Origin of the sequence: Pseudomonas sp. CCI1.1, from assembly GCF_034348165.1 — a bacterium.
Lineage (GTDB): Bacteria > Pseudomonadota > Gammaproteobacteria > Pseudomonadales > Pseudomonadaceae > Aquipseudomonas > Aquipseudomonas paracarnis.
Genome location: NZ_CP133780.1, coordinates 6678939 through 6704204, shown reverse-complemented (window position 1 = coordinate 6704204; position 25266 = coordinate 6678939). Strand labels below are relative to the sequence as shown.

General features: G+C 56.9%; 21 protein-coding genes. 3 read left to right on the top strand and 18 right to left on the bottom strand.

The features are described 5' to 3' along the window. Positions 1-26: 26 nt before the first annotated feature. Complete coding sequence (locus RHM69_RS30655) at positions 27-305, bottom strand: hypothetical protein (protein WP_003189839.1); 279 nt, start codon at positions 303-305, stop codon at positions 27-29. A gap of 216 nt (positions 306-521) precedes the next feature. Between RHM69_RS30655 and RHM69_RS30650 the strand changes: the two genes are divergently transcribed. Then, positions 522-1559, top strand: a complete 1038-nt coding sequence (locus tag RHM69_RS30650; protein ID WP_003189836.1) for a patatin-like phospholipase family protein — start codon at positions 522-524, stop codon at positions 1557-1559. Positions 1560-1674: 115 nt separating this feature from the next. Here RHM69_RS30650 and RHM69_RS30645 read toward each other — a convergent pair whose 3' ends face one another. From RHM69_RS30645 to kdpF, 6 genes are all read right to left on the bottom strand, one after another. Further along, positions 1675-2364, bottom strand: a complete 690-nt coding sequence (locus RHM69_RS30645; RefSeq protein WP_014717644.1) for a response regulator — start codon at positions 2362-2364, stop codon at positions 1675-1677. A gap of 131 nt (positions 2365-2495) precedes the next feature. After that, a complete protein-coding gene (locus tag RHM69_RS30640; RefSeq protein ID WP_102666965.1) occupies positions 2496-5147 on the bottom strand; it encodes a sensor histidine kinase in 2652 nt (883 codons plus the stop codon). A 127-nt stretch (positions 5148-5274) separates the two neighbouring features. Further along, positions 5275-5820: a potassium-transporting ATPase subunit KdpC gene (gene kdpC / locus RHM69_RS30635; protein WP_014717642.1), complete on the bottom strand. Its 546-nt coding sequence runs from the start codon at positions 5818-5820 to the stop codon at positions 5275-5277. Positions 5821-5912: 92 nt separating this feature from the next. Continuing rightward, a complete protein-coding gene (kdpB, locus tag RHM69_RS30630; protein WP_014717641.1) occupies positions 5913-7970 on the bottom strand; it encodes a potassium-transporting ATPase subunit KdpB in 2058 nt (685 codons plus the stop codon). 15 nt (positions 7971-7985) lie between these two features. Next, positions 7986-9680, bottom strand: coding sequence for a potassium-transporting ATPase subunit KdpA (gene kdpA, locus RHM69_RS30625; RefSeq protein WP_069868335.1), 1695 nt, complete (start codon positions 9678-9680; stop codon positions 7986-7988). Between the two features lie 8 nt (positions 9681-9688). Then, positions 9689-9778: a K(+)-transporting ATPase subunit F gene (kdpF, locus tag RHM69_RS30620; RefSeq protein WP_003218754.1), complete on the bottom strand. Its 90-nt coding sequence runs from the start codon at positions 9776-9778 to the stop codon at positions 9689-9691. Positions 9779-10191: 413 nt separating this feature from the next. Here kdpF and eat point away from each other — a divergent pair, with 413 nt between their 5' ends. Further along, positions 10192-11556 carry an ethanolamine permease gene (gene eat, locus RHM69_RS30615; protein ID WP_014717639.1) on the top strand — a complete coding sequence of 455 codons (1365 nt, stop codon included), beginning with the start codon at positions 10192-10194 and terminating at the stop codon, positions 11554-11556. 111 nt (positions 11557-11667) lie between these two features. After that, positions 11668-11835 (top strand): DUF2897 family protein, encoded by a 168-nt coding sequence (locus RHM69_RS30610; protein ID WP_003172675.1) that lies wholly within the window; start codon positions 11668-11670, stop codon positions 11833-11835. Between the two features lie 8 nt (positions 11836-11843). Here the strand turns inward: RHM69_RS30610 and RHM69_RS30605 are convergent, their stop codons facing one another. From RHM69_RS30605 to RHM69_RS30555, 11 genes are all read right to left on the bottom strand, one after another. Beyond that, positions 11844-12692, bottom strand: a complete 849-nt coding sequence (locus RHM69_RS30605) for an urea carboxylase-associated family protein (RefSeq protein WP_014717638.1) — start codon at positions 12690-12692, stop codon at positions 11844-11846. A 14-nt stretch (positions 12693-12706) separates the two neighbouring features. Continuing rightward, positions 12707-13351: a GntR family transcriptional regulator gene (locus RHM69_RS30600; protein ID WP_102666964.1), complete on the bottom strand. Its 645-nt coding sequence runs from the start codon at positions 13349-13351 to the stop codon at positions 12707-12709. Between the two features lie 143 nt (positions 13352-13494). Beyond that, a complete protein-coding gene (locus tag RHM69_RS30595) occupies positions 13495-13827 on the bottom strand; it encodes a ComEA family DNA-binding protein (protein ID WP_102666963.1) in 333 nt (110 codons plus the stop codon). A 110-nt stretch (positions 13828-13937) separates the two neighbouring features. Beyond that, entirely contained in the window at positions 13938-15932 is a 1995-nt protein-coding gene (locus RHM69_RS30590; RefSeq protein ID WP_057710918.1) for a polysaccharide biosynthesis protein, read from the bottom strand. A 97-nt stretch (positions 15933-16029) separates the two neighbouring features. Then, positions 16030-17052 carry an MraY family glycosyltransferase gene (locus RHM69_RS30585; protein ID WP_057710887.1) on the bottom strand — a complete coding sequence of 341 codons (1023 nt, stop codon included), beginning with the start codon at positions 17050-17052 and terminating at the stop codon, positions 16030-16032. A gap of 37 nt (positions 17053-17089) precedes the next feature. Beyond that, the gene (locus tag RHM69_RS30580; protein ID WP_102666962.1) at positions 17090-18061 is read right to left on the bottom strand and encodes a UDP-glucose 4-epimerase family protein; all 972 of its coding nucleotides are present in this window, start codon (positions 18059-18061) and stop codon (positions 17090-17092) included. Next, complete coding sequence (locus tag RHM69_RS30575; RefSeq protein WP_073844199.1) at positions 18058-19188, bottom strand: glycosyltransferase family 4 protein; 1131 nt, start codon at positions 19186-19188, stop codon at positions 18058-18060. The genes RHM69_RS30580 and RHM69_RS30575 overlap by 4 nt, the downstream gene beginning before the upstream one ends. After that, positions 19185-21143 (bottom strand): asparagine synthase (glutamine-hydrolyzing), encoded by a 1959-nt coding sequence (asnB, locus tag RHM69_RS30570; protein ID WP_057710884.1) that lies wholly within the window; start codon positions 21141-21143, stop codon positions 19185-19187. The genes RHM69_RS30575 and asnB (RHM69_RS30570) overlap by 4 nt, the downstream gene beginning before the upstream one ends. After that, entirely contained in the window at positions 21143-22285 is a 1143-nt protein-coding gene (locus RHM69_RS30565) for a glycosyltransferase family 4 protein (protein ID WP_102666961.1), read from the bottom strand. The genes asnB (RHM69_RS30570) and RHM69_RS30565 overlap by 1 nt, the downstream gene beginning before the upstream one ends. Further along, positions 22285-24168, bottom strand: a complete 1884-nt coding sequence (gene asnB / locus RHM69_RS30560; RefSeq protein WP_073844203.1) for an asparagine synthase (glutamine-hydrolyzing) — start codon at positions 24166-24168, stop codon at positions 22285-22287. The genes RHM69_RS30565 and asnB (RHM69_RS30560) overlap by 1 nt, the downstream gene beginning before the upstream one ends. A gap of 59 nt (positions 24169-24227) precedes the next feature. Further along, a complete protein-coding gene (locus RHM69_RS30555; RefSeq protein ID WP_322255440.1) occupies positions 24228-25259 on the bottom strand; it encodes a glycosyltransferase family 4 protein in 1032 nt (343 codons plus the stop codon). Positions 25260-25266: the final 7 nt, after the last annotated feature.

Here is a 25266-nt window from a genome sequence, read left to right as displayed (position 1 = left end):
GATGAAAAATCCTGCCCGCTGCGGGGTCATCGCCCGGCGCGAGACTCACGAATGTAGAACCGCGCTTTCTCGGCCTTGTTGGAGCAGCCCTCGAACGCTTCAAACTGCTGCTGAGTCTTGGCGCCAGTCAACAGCGACAACGCCTTGGAGTAGCTGACAGTGCCGGCAAAACCTTCGGCCTTGGCCAGGTCCAGTTCTTTCCAAGCGGCGTCCAATTGCGAGCCACAGCTGTCGCGATACGCGGTTTTCCCGGCACAACCAGCCAAGGCCAGCACGATCACAGGCACACAGATCCAGGCTTTCATTGATGACACCTCAAATATACAAATTCAGTCGTAGCCTGTAGACGTTGCCTACAGGGAAAAGTGCCTTGTCCTTAGCCTGAAATCGGTAGTACCTATTGCCAGAGCATACCCGAGCCTGATCGCTAGCCTGGAAAAATCTTGCGCGCTGTCAGCAAGGATTGAAGCAGGCCCCTTGATGGGTGCATTGTGGGCCCCTGTTTTGCAAAGGATCTGGCCATGAAGAAACGTGTTGCCTTAGTGCTGGGCTCCGGTGGTGCCAGGGGCTACGCCCATATCGGGGTGATCGAGGAAATCGAACGACGCGGCTATGACATCGCCTGTATCGCCGGCTGCTCCATGGGCGCCGTGGTGGGTGGGATCTACGCTGCCGGCAAGCTCGACGAGTACCGCAACTGGATCGAAAGCCTGGACTACCTCGACGTCTTGCGCCTGGTGGACGTGAGCTTTCGCCTGGGAGCGATTCGCGGTGAGAAGGTGTTCGGGCAAATCCGCAAGATCGTCGGCGATATCAATATCGAGGAGCTGCGCATCCCCTACACCGCCGTCGCCACCGACCTCACCAACCAACAGGAGATCTGGTTCCAGGAAGGCTGCCTGCACCAGGCCATGCGCGCCTCGGCGGCCATCCCCAGCCTGTTCACCCCAGTGATGCAAGGCAACCGTATGCTGGTGGACGGCGGCCTGCTCAACCCGCTGCCCATCGTGCCGGTGGTGTCGAGCCACTGTGACTTGATCATTGCGGTCAACCTCAACGCCACCAACCAGAAGCACTATCAATTGCCGGTGATCCAGCGCCCGCCAGCGTTCAAGAGCCGCTTCAACAGCCTGGCCAAGTCACTGGGTTCGCACCTGCCGTTTCGCCGCAAACAGGCCGAGCAGTTGATGAAACTGGAACAAGAAGCCTTGCAGGCCCAGGCCGCCGAAATCAACCCGTGGCTGGAGTCTGCCGAACCCGAAGCCCAGCAACCTGCCGCGGCGCCGGAGAAAGCCGGCGCACCGAAGTCGGCGACCGGCTCGTTCATCATCGACAACGTCGGGCCTGCATCGCTGCTGGACCTGATCAACCAGAGTTTCGAGGTGATGCAAACCTCCTTGGCGCAATACAAGATCGCTGGGTATCCGCCCGATGTGCTGATCAACGTGCCGAAGCGGGTGTGCCGGTTTTTCGAGTTCTATAAAGCGCCGGAGTTGATTGCTTTGGGGCGGGAGATTGCCAGTGATACGTTGGATCGGTATGAAAGCGAACAGAGTTGAGCGTGTGGGTGTTGCAGATGGCCTCATCGCGGGCAAGCCCGGCTCCCACAGGGGCATGTATTTCAACTGTGGGAGCTGGCTTGCCTGCGATGGCGCCAGCGCAGGCACCACAGATTCAGGCACCTAGCAACCGATACCCCACCCCCGCCTCAGTCACGATAAACCGTGGCCGGGTCGGGTCATCCGCCAGCTTCTGGCGCAGGTGCCCCACCACGATCCGCAGGTAGTGGCTGTCCTCGGTATGGGTTGGCCCCCAGATGTCCTTGAGCAATTGCTGTTGGGTAATCACCCGCCCAGGGTGGCGTGCCAACTGCGCCAGCACTGCGTATTCCTTGCGGGTCAGCGCCACCTCGGCACCGTCCAGCAAAACGCGGCGGTAGGCTAGGTCTACGGTCAGCGGGCCAAAACTCAAGGCGGCTTCCTGGGCCTCTCCGGCCGGTGCCTGGCGCAACAGCGCACGCACACGGGCAAGAAACTCCTGGATGCCGAACGGTTTGGTCACGTAGTCATTGGCGCCACCGTCGAGGGCCTCGACCTTCTGACCTTCACTGGCCCGCACCGACAGCACCAGCACCGGCACCGTGGACCACTCGCGAAACTCGCGCAGCACCTGCTGACCGTCCATGTCGGGCAGGCCCAGGTCGAGCACCAGCAAATCCGGTTTGCTCAAGGCCGCCTGGGCCAGGCCTTCGTTGCCGGTGCCGGCTTCGATGACCTTATAGCCTTGGGAAGCCAGGCTGATGCGCAGAAATTTGCGGATCTGCGGTTCGTCATCAATGACAAGAATCGTCGCGGTCTGGCTCATGGTGTCTCATCAAAACCCATTAAAAAATCACCCCCCTGTAGGAGCGAGCTTGCTCGCGAAAAACCTCTAGGCACCGCGTGCATTCAGGACGTCATCATTATCGTTAACGACCTTCGCGAGCAAGCTCGCTCCTACAGGTTGTGTTCCAGGACTGGTGGTGTCGGCAACGGCAAAAACAAAGTGATGCAGGTGCCCCGCCCGTCAATGCCATCGGCCACGCTGATATGCCCACCGTGCGCGCCGACCATGCCCTGGCAGATCGCCAAGCCGAGGCCGGTGCCCTGTCCGCCTCGATCACCACGGGCAGCGGTGTAGAACATGTCGAAAATCTTCGCCCGCTCCTCCTCGGGAATCCCCGGTCCTTCATCCGCCACGGCAAAAAACAACTGCTCATCCTGCACCCCAGCGCGCAACTGCAAGCGGCCCTGGGGGGGCGAAAACCGTGCGGCGTTTTCCAACACGTTGACCAAGGCCTGCTCAATCAACGCCGCATGCACATACAACAAAGGCAGCTCCGGCGGCACATCGGTGCTCACCTGCAACGGCGCCAGCACGGCGCGCAGTCGCCCAAGGGCACTGCCGACAATATCGCCGGGCGACACCCAATCGCGTGCCAGTTTCAGCGCACCATGACCCAGGCGTGTCATGTCCAGCAGGTTCTGGATATAGCGGTCCAGGCGCTCGGCTTCATCACGGGTGCCTTCGAGCAATTCGCGGCGATCCTCCAGCGGGATGGCTTCACCCAGGGCCAGCAGGCTGTCGATGCTGCCGCGCATGGACGTCAATGGCGTGCGCAAATCGTGAGACACCGACGCGAGCAAAGCGCTGCGCAGTTGTTCGGTTTCGCCGTGCAGGCGCGCCGATTCCAGCTCCTGCCCCAGTTGTGCCCGCGCCAGCGCCTGGGCCAGCGGTTGGCTCAACGCGGTGAGTAAACGTCGACGTTGCCCGCTCAATTCCAGGCCAGGCTTGGCACTGACACCCAGCAACCCCAAGGGCCCCTCTTCACCCGACAACGGCCACCACCACCAACGCCCAAACGGCAAGGTGCCGGTGCCCATGCCGGCCGGCTGATCATGCTGCCAGGCCCAGTCGGCGGCGGCGCGTTCTGCTTCGGTGAGGGTCAACGGGCCACCGGTCTCGACCTTCCAGCCGCCCTGCCCGTCGCGATTGACCAGGCACAGGTCGAGGTCGTTCCAACCTTGCAGATGGTGGGCGGCGGCACTGATGACAGCTTGGCGGTCGGTGGCAGCGGTGAGCTTGCGCGACAGGTCGAGCAGCTCGCTGGTTTCTTCCTGGGTATCGCGCAACGCCTGCAACTGGCGGCGCTGGCGTGCGGCGAGGTTGCCGGTCAACGCTGCCATCAACAGGAAGAACAACAGGGTCAGCACGTCTTCTTCGCGCTGGATGGCGAAGGAAAAATTCGGCGGAATAAACAGAAAATCGTAAGTCAAAAACGACAGTGCCGCACACACCAGGGACGGCCCCAGGCTGCTGCGCACCGCCACCAGCAGCACGGCGGCGAGAAATACCAAAGAGATGTTCGGCAGCGCCAACGCACTGGACACGGCCCAGGCCACTGCGGCAGCGGCGAGGGTCGCCACCACCGCCAAGGCGTAATCGAACCACACCAACCCGCGTACCTCCGGCAGACGTGGCGGTGCAGGCATGTCATCGCTGTCGAGGACGTTGATTTCCAAACCGCGGGCATTGCGCAACAGGCGTGCCGCCAAGCCACCACCGAACAAGCGCCGCCGCCAGCGCATCCGTGACTGCCCCACCAGCACTAAACTGGCACGGCGTTCGACGGCGTGCTGGATCAGGGTCTTGGCCACTTCCCCAGCGCGCAGCAACACCACTTCCCCGCCCAGCCGCTCTGCCAGTTGCTGAGCGTTTTGCAGGCGCAGGCGCGATTGCTCATCCCGAGCACGGCCGTTGTCGATGTGCACCAGGCTCCAGGGCAAATGCCGACGCTGGGCCACGCGGCTGGCATGGCGCACCAGTCGTTCGGCTTGCGCATCGCCATCCACACCGACCAACAGGCGCCCACGCACTGCCGGCGCGGCCTGGCCGAGTTGGCGGTAGCCCTGGGCCAAGTCATCGTCGACGTGGGCGGCGGCGGTTTGCATGGCCAGTTCGCGCAGGGCCATGAGGTTGGTCTGGGTGAAAAACGCATCGATGGCCGCACGCGCCTGTTCGGGCACATACACCTTGCCGTCACGCAGGCGCTCGAGCAGCTCGCGAGACGGCAGGTCGATCAGCAACAGTTCGTCGGCCTCTTGCAGCACCCAGTCCGGCAGGGTTTCGCGCACTTGCACGCCGGTGATACCACGCACTTGGTCGTTGAGACTTTCCAGATGCTGGACGTTGACCGTGGTGAACACGTTGATGCCGGCGGCGAGCAGTTCCTGGATGTCTTGCCAGCGTTTTTCATGACGGCTGCCGGGGGCGTTGCTGTGGGCCAGTTCATCCACCAGCACCAGCTTTGGCTTGGCGGCGAGTAGGCCGTCGAGGTCCATTTCTTCGAGCATCACGCCACGGTATTCGCTGCGCAACAGCGGTTGTTGCGGCAGGCCGCTGAGCAAGGCTTCGGTCTCGGCGCGGCCGTGGGTTTCGACCACCCCAGCGAGCAGGCGCACGCCCTGGCGCAGTTGGGTATGGGCCGCCTGGAGCATGGCGTAGGTCTTACCCACACCGGGCGCGGCGCCGAGGAAGACTTTAAGCCGGCCACGGCCGTCCCGGGGCAGATCGGCTAACAGGGCATCGGCGCGGCCGGCGTCGCTCATGCTCGGGGGTTCCTTCAGGTATTGATGGAGAGTCTTCAAGGCCGCCATCGCGGGCAAGCCCGGCTCCCACAGTGGAATGCATTCCAAATGTGGGAGCCGGGCTTGCCCGCGATGGCGGTCGCAAGGCTTACAACGTTTCCAAAGCCATGTTCAGGGCCAGGACATTTACGACGGGCGGGCCAACCAACGGGCTTTCGATGTGCTCATCCAGCAACCGCTGCAAGGTCGACACCGGCACATTTCGCGCCGCCGCCACTCGCGCCAGTTGATAGGCAATCGCCTGCGGTGGCAAGTGTGGATCAAGGCCGCTGCCGGAAGTGGTCAGCGAGGCCAGTGGCACCGGGCCCTGGCCAGGCACTGACTGCTTGCTGGCGTCCTCGAATATGCGAGTCGCCAAGGCCGGATTGCTGGGGCCCAGGTTACTGGCACTGCTGGATACGGTGGCAAAAGCACCGGCTGACGGGCGTGGGTGAAACCAGCGGTCACCAGTGAAGTCCTGGGCGATCAGGCTGGAGCCACGCACCTTGCCGCTGGCGTCGCGCACCAGGCTGCCATTGGCTTGATCGGGGAAGGCCACTTGGGCCACGCCAGTGACTACCAGCGGGTAGGCCACGCCGGTGATCAGGGTCATGAGTACCAGCAAGCTCAGGGCCGGGCGGATGATGTTGGACATTTCAGACTCCTCAATTCAGTGGTGCGGTGGGACGCGGAGCGTCCGGGGCGGCGGCGTTCCCACGCGGAGCGTGGGAACGATCAGCGGCCAGGTCAAACCAGGTGCAGCGCGGTCAGTAGCATGTCGATGGCCTTGATGCCCACGAACGGTACCAACAGCCCGCCCAGCCCGTAGATCAGCAGATTGCGCCGCAACAACGCCGCCGCACTCGCCGCCTGCACGCGCACACCGCGCAGGGCCAATGGGATCAGCACCACGATAATCAGCGCGTTGAACACGATGGCCGAGAGGATCGCGCTCTGTGGGCTCTGCAAGTGCATGATGTTGAGCACGCCCAGTTGCGGGTAGATCGAGGCGAACAGCGCCGGCAGGATCGCGAAGTACTTGGCCACGTCGTTGGCGATGGAAAAGGTCGTCAGCGCGCCACGGGTCACCAGCAGTTCCTTGCCGATCTGCACCACGTCCAGCAGCTTGGTCGGGTCGCTGTCGAGGTCGACCATGTTGGCGGCTTCGCGCGCGGCCTGGGTGCCGTCGTTCATCGCCATGCCGACGTCAGCCTGGGCCAGCGCCGGGGCATCGTTGGCGCCATCGCCACACATGGCAACCAGGCGTCCATCGTTCTGCTCATGGCGAATACGCGCGAGTTTCTTCTCTGGCGTGGCTTCGGCCAGCACATCGTCCACCCCCGCTTCAGCGGCAATCGCGGCGGCGGTCAGCGGGTTGTCGCCTGTGACCATCACGGTACGAATCCCCAGCTTGCGCAACTCGGCAAACCGTTCGCGGATACCGGGCTTGACCACGTCCTTGAGATGGATCGCCCCCAGCAACTTGCCATCGGCGCACACCAGCAAGGGCGTGCCGCCGCTCTGGGCGATCTTGTCGATTTCCCGCGACAGCGCAGGCAGCAGGTCGCTGCGTTGCTGGCCGATAAACGTCAGCAGCGAGTCCACCGCGCCTTTACGGAACACACGGCCCTGATAGTCGACACCGGACAAACGGGTCTCGGCGCTGAAGGGCACGGCGGTCAACGCCTCCAGGCTCGGCTCGGCCTGGGGGTGCAAGGCGCGCAGGTATTCAACAATGGACTTGCCTTCCGCCGTGTCATCCGCCAGGGACGCCAGCAGCGCGCCTTCGGCCAATTCCCGGCCACTGACGCCAGGCGCTGCGACCACGGCCGAGCAACGGCGGTTACCAAAGGTGATGGTGCCGGTCTTGTCCAGTAGCAACACATGCACATCCCCCGCCGCTTCTACCGCGCGGCCAGACTTGGCGATCACGTTGAGACGCACCAGGCGGTCCATGCCGGCAATCCCGATGGCCGACAACAAGCCGCCAATGGTGGTGGGAATCAGCGTCACCAGCAGTGCGACCAGGAACACCAGCGGCAAGCTGCCATTGGCAAAGTGGGCGAACGGCTGCAGGGTCACCACCACCAGCAGAAAGATCAGGGTCAGGCCGATCAGCAGAATATCCAGCGCAACTTCGTTGGGGGTTTTCTGGCGTTTGGCGCCTTCCACCAGCGCGATCATACGGTCCAGGGTGGACTCGCCCGGGTTGGCGGTGATGCGGATGAGCAGCCAGTCCGACACCAGCCGCGTGTTGCCGGTGACGGCCGAACGGTCGCCGCCAGACTCGCGGATCACCGGGGCGGATTCGCCGGTAATCGCCGCTTCGTTGACCGCCGCAATCCCTTCGACGACCTCGCCGTCACCGGGGATCATTTCCCCGGCGGCAACACGTACCACATCGCCCTTGCGCAGGCTGGTGGCCGGCACCACCTTGAAGCTGCCATCGGCTTCCTGGCGTCGGGCGCTCAAGCCTTCGCTGCCAGCCTTGAGGCTGTCGGCGCGGGCCTTGCCGCGGCCTTCGGCCAGGGCTTCGGCGAAGTTGGCGAACAGCACGGTGAACCACAGCCACACCGCGATTTGCACCGCAACAAAGGTGGGCACGGTGGTATCGGGCACGAAGCACAACACGGTGGTGAGGATGGCGGTCAGTTCGACCACCAGCATCACTGGCGAGCGTTGCAGTTGGCGTGGGTCGAGCTTGACGAACGCCTGGACCAGCGCCGGGCGCCAGAGAGCCGAGATGGCGGTTTTGGCAGGCTCCTGGGGTTTGACCGGGGCCGCGTTTTTTGCAGGCATATTCATTTTCATATCCCTTAACTAGAAGCCCATGCTCAAGTGTTCAGCGATGGGACCCAACGCCAGCGTCGGCAGGAAAGTCAGGCCGCCCACCAACAAAATGGTCACGGTCAACAGGGTCACGAACAGCGCACCATGGGTGGGGAAGCTGTTCTGGCCAATCGGTGCGGCTTTCTTCATCGCCAGGCTGCCGGCCAGGGCCAGTACCGGGAGGATGTAGCCGAATCGGCCGATCAACATGCCCAGGCCCAGCATCAGGTTATGGAACGGGGTGTTAGCGCCGAGGCCAGCAAACGCCGAACCGTTGTTGGCACTGGCCGAGGTGTAGGCGTACAGCAATTGACTGAAGCCGTGGGGGCCTGGGTTACTGATGGCGCCTGCCGGGCCCGGGAGGCTGGCAGCGATAGAACTCAGCACCAGCACACCAACCGGCATCACCAGCAGGGTCACCACCAACAATTGCACTTCCCTGGCCTGGAGTTTCTTGCCCAGGTATTCCGGGGTGCGGCCGATCATCAAGCCGGCAAGGAACACCGCGATCAACACGTTAAGCAACATGCCGTACATACCGGCACCGACACCGCCGAAGATCACTTCGCCGACCATCATGTTGACCAGCGCCACCATCCCACTCAGAGGGCTGAGGCTGTCCTGCATACCGTTGACCGAACCGTTGGAGGCCGCAGTAGTGGTCACCGACCACAGCACGGTACCGGTTGTGCCGAAACGTGTTTCCTTGCCTTCCAGCGGGGCGGTTTGCTCTACGGCCGGGTTGTTCAGGGTTGGGTTGGGCTGGTATTCGGACCACAGCGACGTCGCGCCGCCGATCAAGAACAGCGCCAGCATGCACGCGAGGATCGCCCTGCTCTGACGCAGATCCTTGACGTAGTGGCCGAAGGTAAACACCAGTGCCACCGGAATCAGAATGATCGAGGCCACTTCAAACAGGTTGGCCCAGGCGGTCGGGTCTTCGAACGGATGCGCCGAGTTCACGCCGAAGAAGCCACCGCCGTTGGTGCCCAATTGCTTGATCGCAATCTGGCTGGCGGCCGGGCCCAAGGGAATCACTTGGTCCACGCCCTGCAGCGTGACGGCATCAACATAGTGGGCGAAGGTTTGCGGCACGCCCTGCCATACCAGAAACAGTGCGAGCACCAGGCACAACGGGAGCAGGCCGTAGAGGGTGGCGCGGGTCATGTCGACCCAGAAGTTACCCAGGGTCTGGGCAGATTTGCGCCCGATCCCACGGCACAGGGCGACCAGGACGGCGAGACCGGTCGCTGCACTGACGAAGTTCTGCACGGTCAGGCCGGCCATCTGGCTCAGGTAGCTGAGAGACGCCTCACCGCTGTAGTTCTGCCAGTTGGTATTGGTCATGAAACTGACGGCGGTGTTGAACGCCAGAGTCCATTCCTGGCCGGGCAATTTCTGTGGGTTCAGTGGCAGGGAGCCCTGGAATAACAGGATCGAGAACAACAGCAAGAAGCCCGCAAGGTTGAATGCGAGCAAGGCCAGCATGTATTTCTGCCAGCTTTGTTCCTGCTGCGCATCCACGCCCGAGAGGCGATAACAGGCCTTTTCGACAGGCCCCAATACGGGCGTGAGCCAGGTGCGCTGGCCTTCCATCACCTTGTAGTAGAACCGTCCCAGAAACGGTGCCGGCACCAGTACCACGGCAAAGAAGGCGATGATCAGCCAATAGTCATAACTGTGCATAGCCGCTCCTAGTTCCGATCCGCGCGTAACAGCGCAACCAGCAGATAAATGAACAGCGCCACGGCCAATAGCAGTGACACCCCGTCCAGAACACTCATGGAAGTCTCCCCGTCTTGCGGCGATTGCCGCGTGTGGGGGCATTGTCCGCAGGAGGGGTGTAAAGGAACGAGAGCGAGGTGGTGGGTGGGGCGTAAAGATGGCGTAAAGAGTGGGTTTACGCGGGGTTTACAGCGGGATTTGCAGTGGCTGGGAGGGCCTCTTCGCGGGCAAGCCCGGCTCCCACATTCGACTGCGTTCTTTCAGTTAACACTCGGTCAAGTGTGGGAGCGGGCTTGCCCGCGAAAGCGCCCGCCAAGTCACCACCGCACTTATGTGGTGCAACTCATGCCACATTCAAACGCCAAACCGTCCCCCCGGCGACATAGGCACTGCTTTACGACATAGTTCTGAGGCTTGGCATAACCACTGCAACACCTTGAATCATTCCAAACGGTTCAGGGAGCACCCCACAATGAACACACAACTCAAACCCACCTTGGGCACCCTGCACCTATGGGGCATCGCCGTCGGGCTGGTGATCTCCGGCGAATATTTCGGCTGGAGCTATGGCTGGGGCGTCGCCGGGACCTTAGGGTTTCTGGTGACATCATTAATGGTCGCCGCGATGTACACCTGCTTTATCTTCAGCTTCACCGAACTGACCACTGCGATTCCCCACGCCGGAGGCCCCTTTGCCTACAGCCGTCGCGCCTTCGGTGAGAAAGGCGGCTTGATTGCCGGCCTGGCCACTTTGATCGAATTCGTCTTCGCCCCGCCCGCGATTGCCCTGGCCATTGGCGCGTACCTGAACGTGCAATTCCCGGCACTCGACCCCAAGCACGCCGCCGTCGGTGCATATATCGTGTTCATGGGCCTGAATATCCTCGGGGTGAAACTTGCCGCCACCTTTGAGTTGGTGGTCTGCGTGCTGGCCGTCGCCGAACTGCTGGTATTCATGGGCGTAGTCGCCCCGGCGTTCAGCTTCAGCAATTTTGCCCTCAATGGCTGGGCCGGTTCCGACACCTTCAGTGCCCCGGCGATTGCCGGTATGTTTGCCGCCATCCCCTTCGCGATCTGGTTCTTCCTCGCCATCGAAGGCGCGGCCATGGCCGCCGAAGAAGCCAAGGACCCCAAGCGCACCATTCCGAAGGCCTACATCAGCGGCATCCTCACCCTGGTGATCCTGGCCATGGGCGTGATGTTCTTCGCTGGCGGGGTGGGTGACTGGCGCACCCTCTCGAACATCAACGACCCACTGCCCCAGGCGATGAAAACCGTGGTGGGTGACAGCTCCGGCTGGTTGCACATGCTGGTATGGATTGGCCTGTTCGGCCTGGTGGCAAGCTTCCACGGCATCATCCTCGGCTACTCGCGCCAGTTCTTCGCCCTGGCCCGTGCCGGTTACCTACCGTCTTTCCTGGCCAAACTCTCACGTTTCCAGACACCGCACCGGGCCATCCTCGCCGGCGGCGTGGTGGGCATCGCCGCCATCTACAGCGACGGCCTGATCAACCTGGGCGGCATGACCCTGACCGCCGCGATGATCACCATGGCGGTGTTCGGTGCCATCGTCATGTACATCATGAGCATGCTCAGCCTGTTCAAACTGCGTAAGACCGAGCCACTACTGGAACGCACCTTCCGCGCGCCGGGCTACCCCATCGTGCCGGGTATTGCGCTGGCGCTAGCGGTGGTATGCCTGGTGGCGATGGCCTGGTTCAATGCCTTGATCGGGCTGATCTTCCTGGGCTTTATGGCGGTGGGCTTTATCTACTTCCAGATGACCGCACAAGACCGCATCGATGCGCCGGCGGATGCAATGTTGACCGGACAGTAGCGCCTATGAGGCAGAACGGGCCTACACTGAACTACTCAGAAAGCCCGTCACTCAAAGCAGTGATTACCGTGGGAAAATTCTCCCACGAACCTCTGCCTCAAGGAGCGTCTTATGCCGTGGTATGCATGGTTGATTATGGTAGTAGCGATCGGGTCGATCGTCGGTGGCCTGATGATGCTGCGTGACAGCGCCAACAAGGTGGAACTCACCGACGAACAACGTAAACGCGTAGCCGAGCGCAATGCGCAGGCAGATGCCAAGGATGCGCAGGATCGCTAAATCTTGCGTTACTCCCAATCCGCCTTGGCAATATGCAAGCCGTGCTGCCCCTTGTAGGCAGCACGTTCCGGTTGGCTCCAGCCATTGAGCAACTCATCCTCCAACCGGTAGATCTCCACCCCCAACGGACGGCACACCGTCAGCGGATCCTGCGCATCCGGCCCCCACATCGGTAGCGACAAATCCCCGCCAGGGCACGTCGACAACGCACAGAGCAGATCAATCTCGGCAAAAAACTCCAGGTAATCGCCCTTCTTCGCCGGACAGGCTTTCATAAAGTACATGTCATCCTGATTGAGCCCGGTGCACTGGAAAATATTCAACACGTCATGCACATCGAACTCCGTCAGCCCATGGGGCAATACCGCACGGGTCAGGTTCGAGTGGCAATGGTGATGAAAGTCCTCCCCGGTCAACATACGGTTCACATAGGGGTCGCATCGCGTGCCCAACAAATCGTGCAAACGCCCACCGTGCTCATCAATGCCGTAGCTGGCCAGGCTGTCATCGGTGATCGTGACCAAGGGCCGTAGAAAAGGCAGGTTCGACCACAACCGATCATGAGTGCTGACATGGGCGCCTTGAAGCTGCCGGGTGCGCGCGGCCCACAAACGTTCGCGTGGGTCGTTGGCGTTCCAGACATTGAAATCCCCCACCTGCGGCCCCACCGGCGTGGTCACACGAAACACATGCCCCGCCGGCACCTTCCACGCCCTCCCCGTGCGGATCGGCACCTCGAACTGTTCGATCAACGTGCGCTGGGTTTTCTGATCACGAATGCGCTCATAGAACGCCGTATCCACCTGCAACGCCGAACCTTTGCTGACCTGGTACGCGGCGGGATAGTCTTTGTACATGGGGCACTCCTCCATCAAGGTTGATCAAACAAAGCAAGAGAAAGGTGTTCCGAGTCATCCAGGTACAGACTCATCGCCTCGCTGGCGGCCTGGGTTTGGTTGCGGGTTAGCAGTGTGTATATCTCATGGTCACGCTCCAGCCAGGGTGATTGGAAACGTTGCTCGTCAGGCGCGGCGCAGAACGCCAGGCGCAACTGGGCAATCACCTGGGCGAAGAACTCGTCGAACAACGGGCTGCCCATCAACGCGACGATCTGTTGGTGAAACATCAGACTGTGGGTGGCCACGGCTCGCCAATCTTCGCGCTCCCGGGCCAGGGTGGTGGCGTCGATGGCGTTTTGCATACGGCCTGATTGAGCGTCCGTCAGCGGGCCGCTTTGGGCTATGGCCTGCAATTCCAGGGTGCGGCGGACGACGAAAAGGTCGCGCACTTCTGCTCGCTCCAAGCGCCGAACCATGACGCCCTTGTTGCGGACATAGCGAGTCAGGCCCTCCTGGCCGAGACGATGCAGCGCCTCGCGAATCGTATTGCGGGATGCGTTGTAGGCATTGACCAGTTCCACCTCGATCAGCGGCATGCCAGGTAACAGCTGGCCGCCGATGATGTCGGCGCGCAGTTCCAGAGCGATCTGGTCGGCTAAAGATAAAGTGAGTGGCATTGTTACCTCGAGATTGTTGAACAATCACTGAGGAAGAGGTAACCACGTTTCGTGCCAATGCTGCGTCAGTGAGGAAATCGCAAGATCGGTTAGTTAAAGGAAAGGCCGGTGTATGACCGGCCCTCCGCGCTGTTTTCAGATCCTCAATTAATAACCAGCCTGTCGCGATTCTTTTCCAGCAATGCCTTGCCGATGCCTTTCACTTCCAGTAACTCATCCACCGCCGTGAACGGGCCGTTGCTCTCGCGATAGGCGATGATTGCCTTCGCCTTGGAAGCACCAATGCCGAACAGATCGCGGCGCAGGGTTTCGGCGTCGGCAGCGTTGAGGTTGACCTTGGTGGATTGCTCGGGCTTGGTCATTTGGGTGGAGAGCGGGGTTGGGGGTTCTGGCTTGATGGACGGCGCGGCGGTGGTAGCGACGGAGAGGCTGGTGAGGAAGGCGAAGATGAGGGATGAGATGTAGAGGTTTTGCATTGGTGACGCTCCATGACATCGGTGAGGGAAAAGCAGCTTTTCCGAAGCTGCTTTTCTACGTTAGGCGATGGTTGGAGAGTGTCAAAAATGGATGAGTAACAGGGTATTATTCACGGTTCCAGGCGGCGTTGTTGGTAGATCCAGTCAACGATTTCGCCGTCGGGGGCATACCCACTTACCGTCTCGCGTAAAAGCTGACGAACACGATCGTAATCGTCCTGTTCTACAGCCGCGAGTAACTCGGTCAGCTTATCCTTGAGCACATCCCAAGCCAGACAGTCTTCGTTGGCACTCATGATCATGGGGTGCTGGGTGGCAACGACGTTATCACCTATCAGCAACTCCTCGTAAAGTTTTTCCCCTGGGCGCAGGCCAGAGAACTCGATAGCAATATCACCGTGGGGATTCTTGTCAGAGCGAACACTTAAGCCAGAGAGATGAATCATCTTTTCGGCTAGCTCGACAATTTTCACCGGCTCCCCCATATCCAACACGAACACATCCCCCCCAAGGCCCATAGAACCCGCCTGGATCACCAATTGTGCCGCTTCGGGGATAGTCATGAAGTAACGAGTGATCTTGGGATGAGTTACCGTCAGAGGCCCCCCAGATTTGATTTGCTTATGAAAAAGCGGAATCACCGATCCAGATGAACCCAGTACATTTCCGAAGCGAACCATAGTGAAGCGGGTCTTGTTGACACGGGAAACATTCGACTTATCGCCGAACAATATAGGAGCCAATTCACGGCTGAGGGCTTGGAGAGTCAACTCTGCAAGACGTTTAGTGCTCCCCATAACATTAGTTGGGCGCACAGCCTTGTCAGTAGAGATCAGGACGAAGTTAGCAACACCCGCCTGCAGCGCTGCTTGCGCCGTATTTAGAGTACCGATGACGTTATTCAACACGCCCTCTGCAATGTTGTGCTCGACCATCGGTACGTGCTTATAAGCTGCTGCGTGATAGACAGTGTCCACACCCCATGTATTCATGACATCCAGTAACTTATTCTGGTTGCGTACTGATCCAAGGATAGGCAGCAACCTGACCGGCAACGACTCACGGATGATGCGTTGTTCAAGCTCAGACAAAATGCTGTAGAGGTTAAATTCACTGTGTTCGAATAACAGTAACGTAGTAGGACGTAGTGCAAGAATCTGACGACATAGCTCAGAGCCTATAGAGCCACCAGCACCAGTCACCAAAACGCTTTGCCCTTTAATGCAGTGCTCCAACAGTTCCCCTTGTGCGGGCACTGAATCACGTCCCAGCAAATCAGCGATATCAACTTCCTGGATGTCATCCACTTTCACACGACCGCTGGCGAGATCCATGAAGCCCGGAACACTGCGTACATGCAGCGGATAGCCTTCAAGAAAACCAAGGATTTCACGTCGCCTACCGCGATTAGAGGACGGTATTGCAAGCAGAATTTCCTGGGCGCCAGTGGCATCAATCATTCGCTGAATATGACGAGGTTTGTACACCTGCAGTCCTGAAATCACTCGATCTGAAATGCTGTCATCATCATCTATGAACGCTACGGGACGCATGACACGCCCCATACGCAGGGCCGCTACTAACTGATTACCGGCAGCGCCGGCGCCATAGATTGCAACACGCGGCAAGCCGTCTTCACGGTTGGTAAACGGTACATGCTGGGCTGCAGCAAACCAATCCCCCAAAAAGTACTGACGCATAGCCAACCGCAGGCCACCAACCATGATCAAGCTCAGCCACCAATAGTTGAAGATGATTGAGCGCGGCACCACGTTTTGATGATTGCTATACCAATAGACCACCACCCCCAGAATCACGGATGAAAGGCTTACCGCCTTGATGATTGCGATCAGCGCGTCATTACCAAAATAGCGCATGACCGCCCGGTACATGCCGAAGCGGATGAAAAGCGGTATGGCGACGATTGGTGCGCTCAGGAACAACCAGCGATGCAGTGCTATAGGGTTGATCATGTCATCCACCCCTAAGCGAACGAGGAACGCCATCCACAGTGCAAACCACACAAGAAGAACGTCCGCAACAACCTGCAGGATGCGCTTGCGGCGACGGGGTAGGCCCAGCAAATATGATCGTATTGTATTCATGAACCCTTTAAACACCTTTGTTGCTCCTGGCGCTACTGCTTTGTCATATTTAAACACTTCAGAGCATTAATGACCGCGTAAATCTACTCACGAAAAATCAGGTAGCCCTCTCCAGCTCACCTGCCTTGTATTTGACTGCCAGGATTACCAGTGGGACGTACGCTATGAAAACCCCAAGCAACCCGTTCAGTCCCAACAATACAACGCAAAGTGCAAGAGGGAGCAGCCAGAAGACATTGATCACTAACACCGAGAGAGTGACGGGCAAATGGCTCCCTACTTGGCGTGAGGCGAACTGATAGGCATGACTGCGATGGGCTTCATACACTTTATCTCCTCGCATCAAGCGACGAATGAGCGTAAATGTCGCATCGACAATAAAAACCCCAAGCAAGATAAGCCACACCCACAGCAAATCAGGGTTGTGCCAGGCAGCTTGTAGGGAGAGCACACCAAGGATTACACCGAGAAAACCGCTACCTGCATCCCCCATGAATATTCGGGCGGGCGGGAAATTCCAGTAGAGAAAACCCAGTACCGCCATGCTCAATAGCAGCGGAGCCCAGATAAGCGCTTGATCCCCATTCAGCCAATAGATCAGGCAGGCTCCGAGGCAGACGCATATCGCTTCAACGCTGGCCAGGCCATCAATTCCATCCATGAAGTTGTATAGATTCAACACCCACACCAGATAAAAAGCAGCGACGATATGCCCGAGCCAACCAAGGTCGATGACCATTCCCGGCAGCACTATCGCTGGCAAGCCTCCCAACCAAAACAGGGCCCAGATCGCGGCACTGAAATGCCCTAGCAACCGCCAACGGGCAGCGATATGACCGTGGTCATCAAGAAATCCGAGCACTGCAACTGCGGCCCCCGCACCCAATAATGCCCATGTAAAGGAATGCGTTATTTCGTTGCCTACGAGCAGGAAAGGCAACGCAATTAGAAAGCTCAACACAATAGCCACTCCTCCGCCTCGAGGAGTCGGGACTGAGTGCGAACTACGTGCGTTAGGCACGTCAATCAGACTACGGGCGAGTGCGTAGCGCCGTAAACACCACGTCAGGAAAAGAGCAAACGCCGCGACTGCAGGCGCAAGCCACAGTAAATGATTCATCAACAACTCCAATTACGGTCCCGAGAAGGGTCACTATTTACTTCAAGCTGCCCTGAAAACTTTCAGCTGTCTTGCGCAGGGCAGCGGTCACAGTGGAAGGTGGTGTCCACTCTAATAGCCGGCGAGTCTTAGCAATATCGACCTGCAGCGAACCACACAGCCGCTGGCCAATAGCCTTACGTCCTATCAACGCAGCACTTAACTGCAAAAGAGCAGCGGGCACAGGTATCAATCGGGCTGGTTTACCCAGTGCAATCCCCATGCGCGTCAACAAATCGGTAGTCGACATGTCATCACCATCACTGGCTAAAAATATTTGATTAGCTGCTGCGGGGTGATCTAAGCAAACCACAATCAGATCAATCAAATTGTCGAGCGAGACTAGGCTTCGCTGATTGCGTATAGCTCCCAAAGGTAAAACAATGCCTTTGTTAAGCCAGTTCATCATGCTGCGAAAGTTGGCTTTCACTCCCGGGCCGTAAACGAGAACGGGGCGAATGATAACGACGTCCATCCCGGTTTTTTTGGCCAGTATCTTTAGCTGCTCTTCGGCTTCCTTTTTTGAAACGCCATACGGGTCGCAAGGGGCTGGCACATCGTCTGCCGTATAGGGAGCGCCAGGCTGAGTTGCTTCTCCGTTCACCTTGATTGAACTGATAAAAATGAAACGTTCTACTCCGGCGTGCGCTGCTCGCTGTGCCAGCTTCAGCGTTCCGTCTACGTTGACCTTACGATACTCAGTCAGCGGATCACTCGAAGCATCAGACATTACATGAACACGGGCTGCGCAATGAACCAACACATCGACCCCTTCGAGGGCAAGCAAAGATTCTGTGGCTAGATAATCGGCACTAACGAGCACAGGGACGGCATTGGCAGGGAGCGTAACACCCTCTCGACGCACCAGTGCCAGCACCTGACAGTCGTCTGCGGATGCCAACCGATCAACAAGCGCGGCGCCCACAAAGCCGCTAGCGCCCGTAACAAAGACTGTCTTCCTCTGATTCAAACTATGCGCTCCAACTGCCCATACACATCCAAATGTTGTTCTACGATCTTTTCAATCGAAAAAGCACGCAAAGCCAGCTCACGGCCAGCCATGCCCATACGACTGCGCAGGGCCGGATCTTCGATCAGCACCTGCAATTGGTTGGCCAACGCCTTTGCATCACGTACGGGAACCAAAAAACCCGTTATGTCAGGGTCTATTGCGTCTCGACATCCGGGCACATCTGTAGTTACAACCGCACGGCCACAGGCTGCGGCCTCCACCAGGACCTTGGGTAACCCCTCACGATAAGAGGGCAAAGTGACGATATTCGCTGCAGCGAACAGTGTAGCGATGTCATCGCGATAACCGAGTAACTCGATCACACCATCCTCTCGCCACTGATCTATTTGCGTACGAGTCACGGTAGCCGGATTGCCTGGATCAATATCACCTATCAATTGAAACCGCGCCTTGACGCCGCGTGCAGCGAGTATTTTTGCCGCCTCAACGAACTCCTCGACACCTTTATCACGTAGCAATCGAGCTGCCAGGCATACCACAGGAAGTCCTTCAGGCTCCGGAATCGCTGTGTAAAGTGACAAGTTGACGCCGGAACCACGAATCATCACGGCTTTAGATTCGTTAAGGCCGCTCATGCTTAACAGCAAATCACGATCATCGGGATTCTGAAAAATCGAGCGCAGGTTACGCTTTCCCAGAGCAAGACGGTAAAAAGTGCTGACTACTTTACGCGTAACAAGAGCCTTGAGTCCCCTTGAAAGAAACACAAAACCCAGCCCTGAAATAGCCGTAACAACACCTTTAACCGGCGCAAAACGAGCAGCGACTCCACCATACAAAACTGGCTTGATGGTTACTAAGTGCAGTATGTCCGGCTTCAATCGCCAAAGTAGCTTCCAAATAGTGAACATAAGGCCAAGCTCGGCGAGAGGATTTCGACCACTACGTGACAGTGGCAATGAGTGAAACTCAAAACCCTCCGCAGCAATAGCCGCAACTGCCGGGCCTGGCATGCACGCCACATGAACCTTATAGCCCTTTGTCTGAGCGCCCTTGGCCACAGCCAGCCGATGGGAGAGAAAGAAAGCCGGATCGTTGACGATGAACAGAAGAATTTTACTCATGCCTGTTCTTCCAGCCATGCCTGAAACATTAAAATGGTCCACAAATGAGGCTGCCAGTTACCGCGCCCCTCGAGATGTTCCTGCCACATGTGCCTGATACGTTCAGGATGGAAGTATCCCTCCTGCCGTAGGCGTGCTTCGTTCAACAATGACTCAGCCCACTCCCTTAAAGGTCCGCGCAACCAAGCACCCAGCGGAATACCAAAACCTTGCTTTGGCCTTTCGATGAGTTCCTTGGGTACATATCTATACAAAACTTCCCGCAGCAGCCACTTACCCTGACCGTTACGAATCTTCAAATCGAGCGGCATGCGCCAAGCCAGTTCGACGACTCGATGATCGAGCAATGGCACACGCCCTTCAATACTTGCGGCCATGGCTGCACGATCTAGCTTGACCATGATGTCATCCGACATATAGGTTTGGGCGTCCATCGCCATCATCCAATGCTCAAAGCTGTCAGTTTGTGGCCAGCGTGAAGGCTCGGTGAAAATGGTTTTCGGCTCTTCGCCATCAATCACTACGCTTGCAGGATCGGTCCAGTGACTGTTCAACTGAAGATAGAACTCATGGCCGTCCGCAAGCGTCAGAACATTAGCCAATTTATGTGCTTTCTCTCCCGGCGTACTGAGGTGTAGACGCTTGGGCAGTAGTGGCTTAGAGATACGAAACAGATGATCCCAGCTGGAGGGCGAAAGTGACCTTAAAAGCCCGGCGCTTGCTTGCCTGGCAAACGGAGGTAGCTGTTGCATTTTCGACCAGACTTTCTTAGCGCTAAGATAGCGATTGTAACCACCGAAAAGCTCGTCTCCACCGTCACCGCTGAGCACAACCTTCAACTGCTTGCTAGCCAATTGGCTGACCAAAAAGGTCGGGATCTGCGAACTATCGCTGAACGGCTCGCAATACATCGATGGCAGGCGTGGAATCACTGCTAACGCGTCCTCCGGACGAACATATAGCTCCGTATGCTGCGTACCCAGGTGCTGGGAGACGGCTTTGGCATGTACAGCTTCGTCGTAACCACCTTCGTCGAAACCGATAGTAAATGTACGAATCGGCTGAGCACTTTGCGCCTGCATTAGAGCTACTACCGTACTGCTATCAACACCACCGCTTAAAAACGCGCCCAAAGGTACGTCAGCCAGCATTTGCTGGCCAATGCTGGAACGTAATTGTGCATCTAGCAAATCCGTCGCCTGAGAAGCAGTTCCCTCAAAGGGCTGGGCAATGCCTCTCGCAACGGCGTCGTTGAGACGCCAGTAAGATTGAGGAACTGCGATTTTTGCGGCGGGAAGATTGTTCAGCGTAAGGATTACGTAGTGACCCGGCTCAAGCTTCGCAATGCCCTTATAAATACTGTAAGGAGCTGGAATGCAATTATGACGAAGCAACAACGTGAGTGCATTACGATCCACTTCCCCAGTGAACTGTGGGAAAGCCTTGATCGCCTTCAACTCGGAGCCTAAAAGCAGCGCGTCCCCTTGCCAGCCGTAATACAAAGGCTTTTCGCCCATCCGGTCACGCGCAAGTGTCAACACTTGCTCTTGCCTGTCCCAAAGCGCGAAGGCAAACATGCCAACGGACGCCTGCAGGGTCTTTTCGACGCCCCAGCTTACAAGGCCTTCCAGCAGCACTTCGGTATCAGAATGTCCTCGCCATTCCGCCGGCGACAGCCCCTCATCCTCCAACTTCTGCTTTAGCTCGCGGTGATTATAGATTTCGCCGTTAAAAACAATTACAAATCTTCCGCAACTAGAATGCATCGGCTGTCGACCCGCCTCGGACAGATCGACAATGGCCAAACGTCGATGTCCGAGCGCAAGCCCCACATTCTCATCGACCCAAACGCCACGATCATCAGGGCCACGGTGTGTGAGGGCATCGTTCATCCGGTTGACGATTGCTGTCAAATCGCCAATACAGGACTGGAAAATTCCGCTGAAACCACACATCACTGAATATCCTGATTTAAGTAAAGCCGGTCATAAATTTCTTTGAATTTTGTCTCGGTACATTTCATCGCGAAATTTTCGAAGATCCGAGTATAGGCACCCTGCCCCATCGTTGTACGCTCCGCGTCAGTCTTTCCCACCACCTTCGCCAATGCTTCAGCCAATACCTGAGGTTCGTGTACAGGTACGACAATTCCGTTTCCGCCAAGAAGAAAGGCTGCATCACCGGCATCGGTAGTTACACAAGGCAATGCCATACTCATGGCCTCACCTAGTACATTGGGGAATCCCTCAGTAAACGAATGCAGGCAGAACATATCCATCGCCCTATAACATCCCGCCACGTCTTTGCGCTCACCCAATAGTACAAACCGATCAGCATATCCGGTCGCAGCTATATCAGCCATTAGCGCAATATTGCCATGATCAACATCACGTCCAATCATTAAGAACTTAACGTGTGGGAAACGAGCGGCAACGAGTCCCGCGGACTTAATGAAACCCGCGTGATCCTTGACTTCGTTGAAACGTCCGAGGCTACCGATAACAAAGTCATTCACCCCAATACCATGCGCTGATCGTATAACTTCACGCTCTTCGGATGAAGCTACTAGACGCTCAAGGTCGAACCCGTTGGGTATGACGATCATCTTTTTCGGGGAATAACCAACCGCGACATGCGTCGTTCGCGACGCTTCGGCAGCGCAAACAATAACGCTGGGCAAAATAGCAGAAAGCCAGGCGCACAGCCTGCGAATAACTATCGTTGACTTACCTCCTCCCTTGCTGACATCAGTGGTTCTGATGCCCCAAATTAGCCCTTTTACGCCGACCCAGCGTGCGGCCAAACCGCCCAACAAATCAGCGTGATACATCCAGGTTTGAACCACATCAGGCTTAGTAGACTGTAAAAGACGCACCAGCTTGTTGAATGCGCTAAAAACATCCCAGGCGCCACGCATGCCCAAAGTATCAACGGTGACGCCATGAGCACGCAGCAATGCGCCGACTTCGCCCAGATCCGTCAATGAAATAACACGGTGCTCGTCTTCGGAGCTGGAGTTGAAAGACTCACAAAGTCGACGCAACATCAACTCAGCGCCGCCGATATTAAGGCCGACAATTACATGGGTAACTTTCATCAGCCCTGCTCCTCGAGCCAAGCCTGGAACATCAAAACGCCCCACAGCCTGCTCGAATAATCCGCATGTCCAGCAAGGTGCTGTGCCCAGATCTGACGGATAGGCGCAGGGTGGAAAAAACCCTCCTGACGTAGCCGGCTTTCGCTCAAAAGATTTTCGGCCCACTCACGCAATGGGCCCCTCAGCCACGAAGCGATAGGAATGGAAAATCCTTTTTTTGGCCGCTCAATCAACTGCCGAGGAACATGCCGATAGAGCACCTCTCTTAATACCCACTTGCCTACGCCCTCACGAATTTTCATAGGCAAGGGAATACGCCAGGCCAATTCGACAATGCGGTGATCCAACAATGGAACACGTGTTTCAAGACTGTTGGCCATCGCGGCGCGATCAACTTTTACCAAGATATCGTCGACCATATAGGTTTGCGCATCCATCGCCATCATCCACTCTTCGTACCTGCCCGTAGTGGAAGGCCAGCTCGTGGGTGTATTCAACAGCGTTGCAGGCTCTTTTGCATCTATCACTGCGACCAGAGGATCCTTCCAGTGACTGATCATCTGACGATAAAAATCTTCTCGGGTGGGGGTATTCATAATATCCACCAGCTTTTCAACCCTGCCCCTCAGAGGCAGTAGTTTGAGTGAGCTCGCGGCCAATCGCCGCAAAGAAACCGGCACTTTACTGACGTGGTTCCACGCCTGCGGTGTGAATTGGTAGGGGTTGTAGCCACCGAACAGCTCGTCACCCGCGTCGCCGCTCAGAGCGACCGTGACTTGCTGTTTTGCAAGTTGGCTAACCAAGAACGTTGGAATCTGCGAACTATCGGCAAATGGCTCACAATAAATCGCTGGCAAGTGAGGGATAACATCCAGCGCGTCTTTCGGCTGAATGTATATTTCCGTGTGCTCGGTACCCAGGTGACGGGAGACAGCCAAGGCATGCTCCGCTTCATTAAAGCCTGCCTCACTGAAACCGATGGTGAAGGTTTTGATTGGCCGCCGACTTTGTTTCTGCATCAGGGCAACAATTAGACTGCTGTCGACGCCGCCGCTTAAAAACGCACCCAGGGGCACGTCGGATAGCATTTGCATCCCAACACTTTCAGCTAGCTGCAATTCAAGCGCGTCTACAATGGCAGTTTCACTGCCAACTAGCGGCTGATCCAAACCCCTCACAACAGCGTCATTGTACGACCAAAAAAAAGCTGGCTTAACCGACTCTCTTTTTTGGCCCAAGGAAATACTGACATAGTGGCCAGGCATCAGCTTTTCTATACCTTCATATATACTGTACGGGGCCGGCACATAATTATGGCGAAGGTATAAAGCCAACGCATTCCTATCAACAGTTGATTTGAAGTCTGGATGTTGCTTAAGCGCTTTAAGCTCAGACCCGAAAACCAGAATGTCACCCAACCAGCCCCAATAAAGCGGCTTTTCACCCAGCCGATCACGTGCAAGGACGAGTTTATTGTCTACACGATCCCACAAAGCGATAGCAAACATACCCACGGTAGCTTGAAGCGTTTTCTCGACGCCCCAACTGTTGAAGCACGCTAAAAGAGTCTCCGTGTCGGAGCGGCCACGCCAAGCAGGAGCCTCGAATTGACTTTCGAGTGATTTGCGCAGCGTCTGATGATTATAAATTTCGCCGTTGAACGCGATCACATAACGCCCATTCGCGCTTTCCATCGGTTGGTGGCCGGCTGGTGAGAGGTCCTGAATAGCCAGACGAGCATGACCTAATACAATCTGTGCATCATCAGTCCACGTTCCAGAGCCGTCGGGGCCACGCTTATTTATGGCCTGGACCATCTGAACGACATGACGATCAGTTATAGAGGACGGCGTCGAATGAAAGTAACCGGCTATTCCACACACTACGAAACCCTTCCCTATTAAAATTCTTCAGCCAAACAGTATAAATACTTATTTCGCCATCAGCTGCTTTTTTCAACAGTTTCTCTGATTATTCTCTCCCACTCATTAACCGCCTGATGCTGGGAATACTTGTGGACGATGACATCCCGGGCATGTTGGCCTGCACGATCTCTGTCTAACGGATTATTAATCAACGCGTTCAAAGACTGATACCACTCAGCAAGCGTAACCACTCCATAACCGATAAATCCATTTTTTAAGATCTCGCTATTCATACCAAAGTCGGATACCACGATCGGAATACCACAAGCCATATACAGCAACATCTTATAACTGCACTTGCCTCGCGACCACTCCGTATCATCCAACGGCATGAGGCCAATGTCCATGGTTGCAATAGAGCTGACTTCATTCTCAACTGCCCACTGTACAAACTCAACAGCCTCACCAGGAATCTTGTCGAAACGCGGACGCTGGTCAGAAACAACGCGTAGCTTCCAACCTTTGTTTTCCTTGAGGACCTGAGCCAGGGCGTCTTCTATATCATATAGAAACTTGAATCCTCCGGAAGTGCCCGACCATCCAATAATTTTAGCAGCGAAGTCTTTTTTCAAAGGACGAAATCTATCAACATCAACGGGCGTGGCAATAACAGTCATCGGCTTACCAAACTTGCGAAAATAGTCGGCAATATAACTATTTCCACAAACTATGTGATCGACACGCTTCGTAATTTGCTCTACCGCCCACCCATTTCTGTGTAACCAAATCGCGTCATCAACATCTAAAATTCGCGGTCTTTTGGTAAACCTTTCCAGAGTAGGAATCGTCGAAATCATCTCTCTCTGTAGTATGATCACATCATATTTAAAGCTCTTGCACACACCAAAAAGCCTGGAGCAGAATTCCTTGATAATCCAAAGTAATCTTTGCGCGCGGGCACTGGGCGGATAAGCGCTTTCATAAGCGTTGGAGACATGTATTTTAATATTTTTGGCTTCTAATCCACGCTTTAAATAGTCCACTCTAAACCGTGTGCTCGGCACCTTATCACCCTGCGTGAATGCCATAACCGAAATTTCATCTTTCATACCGTCA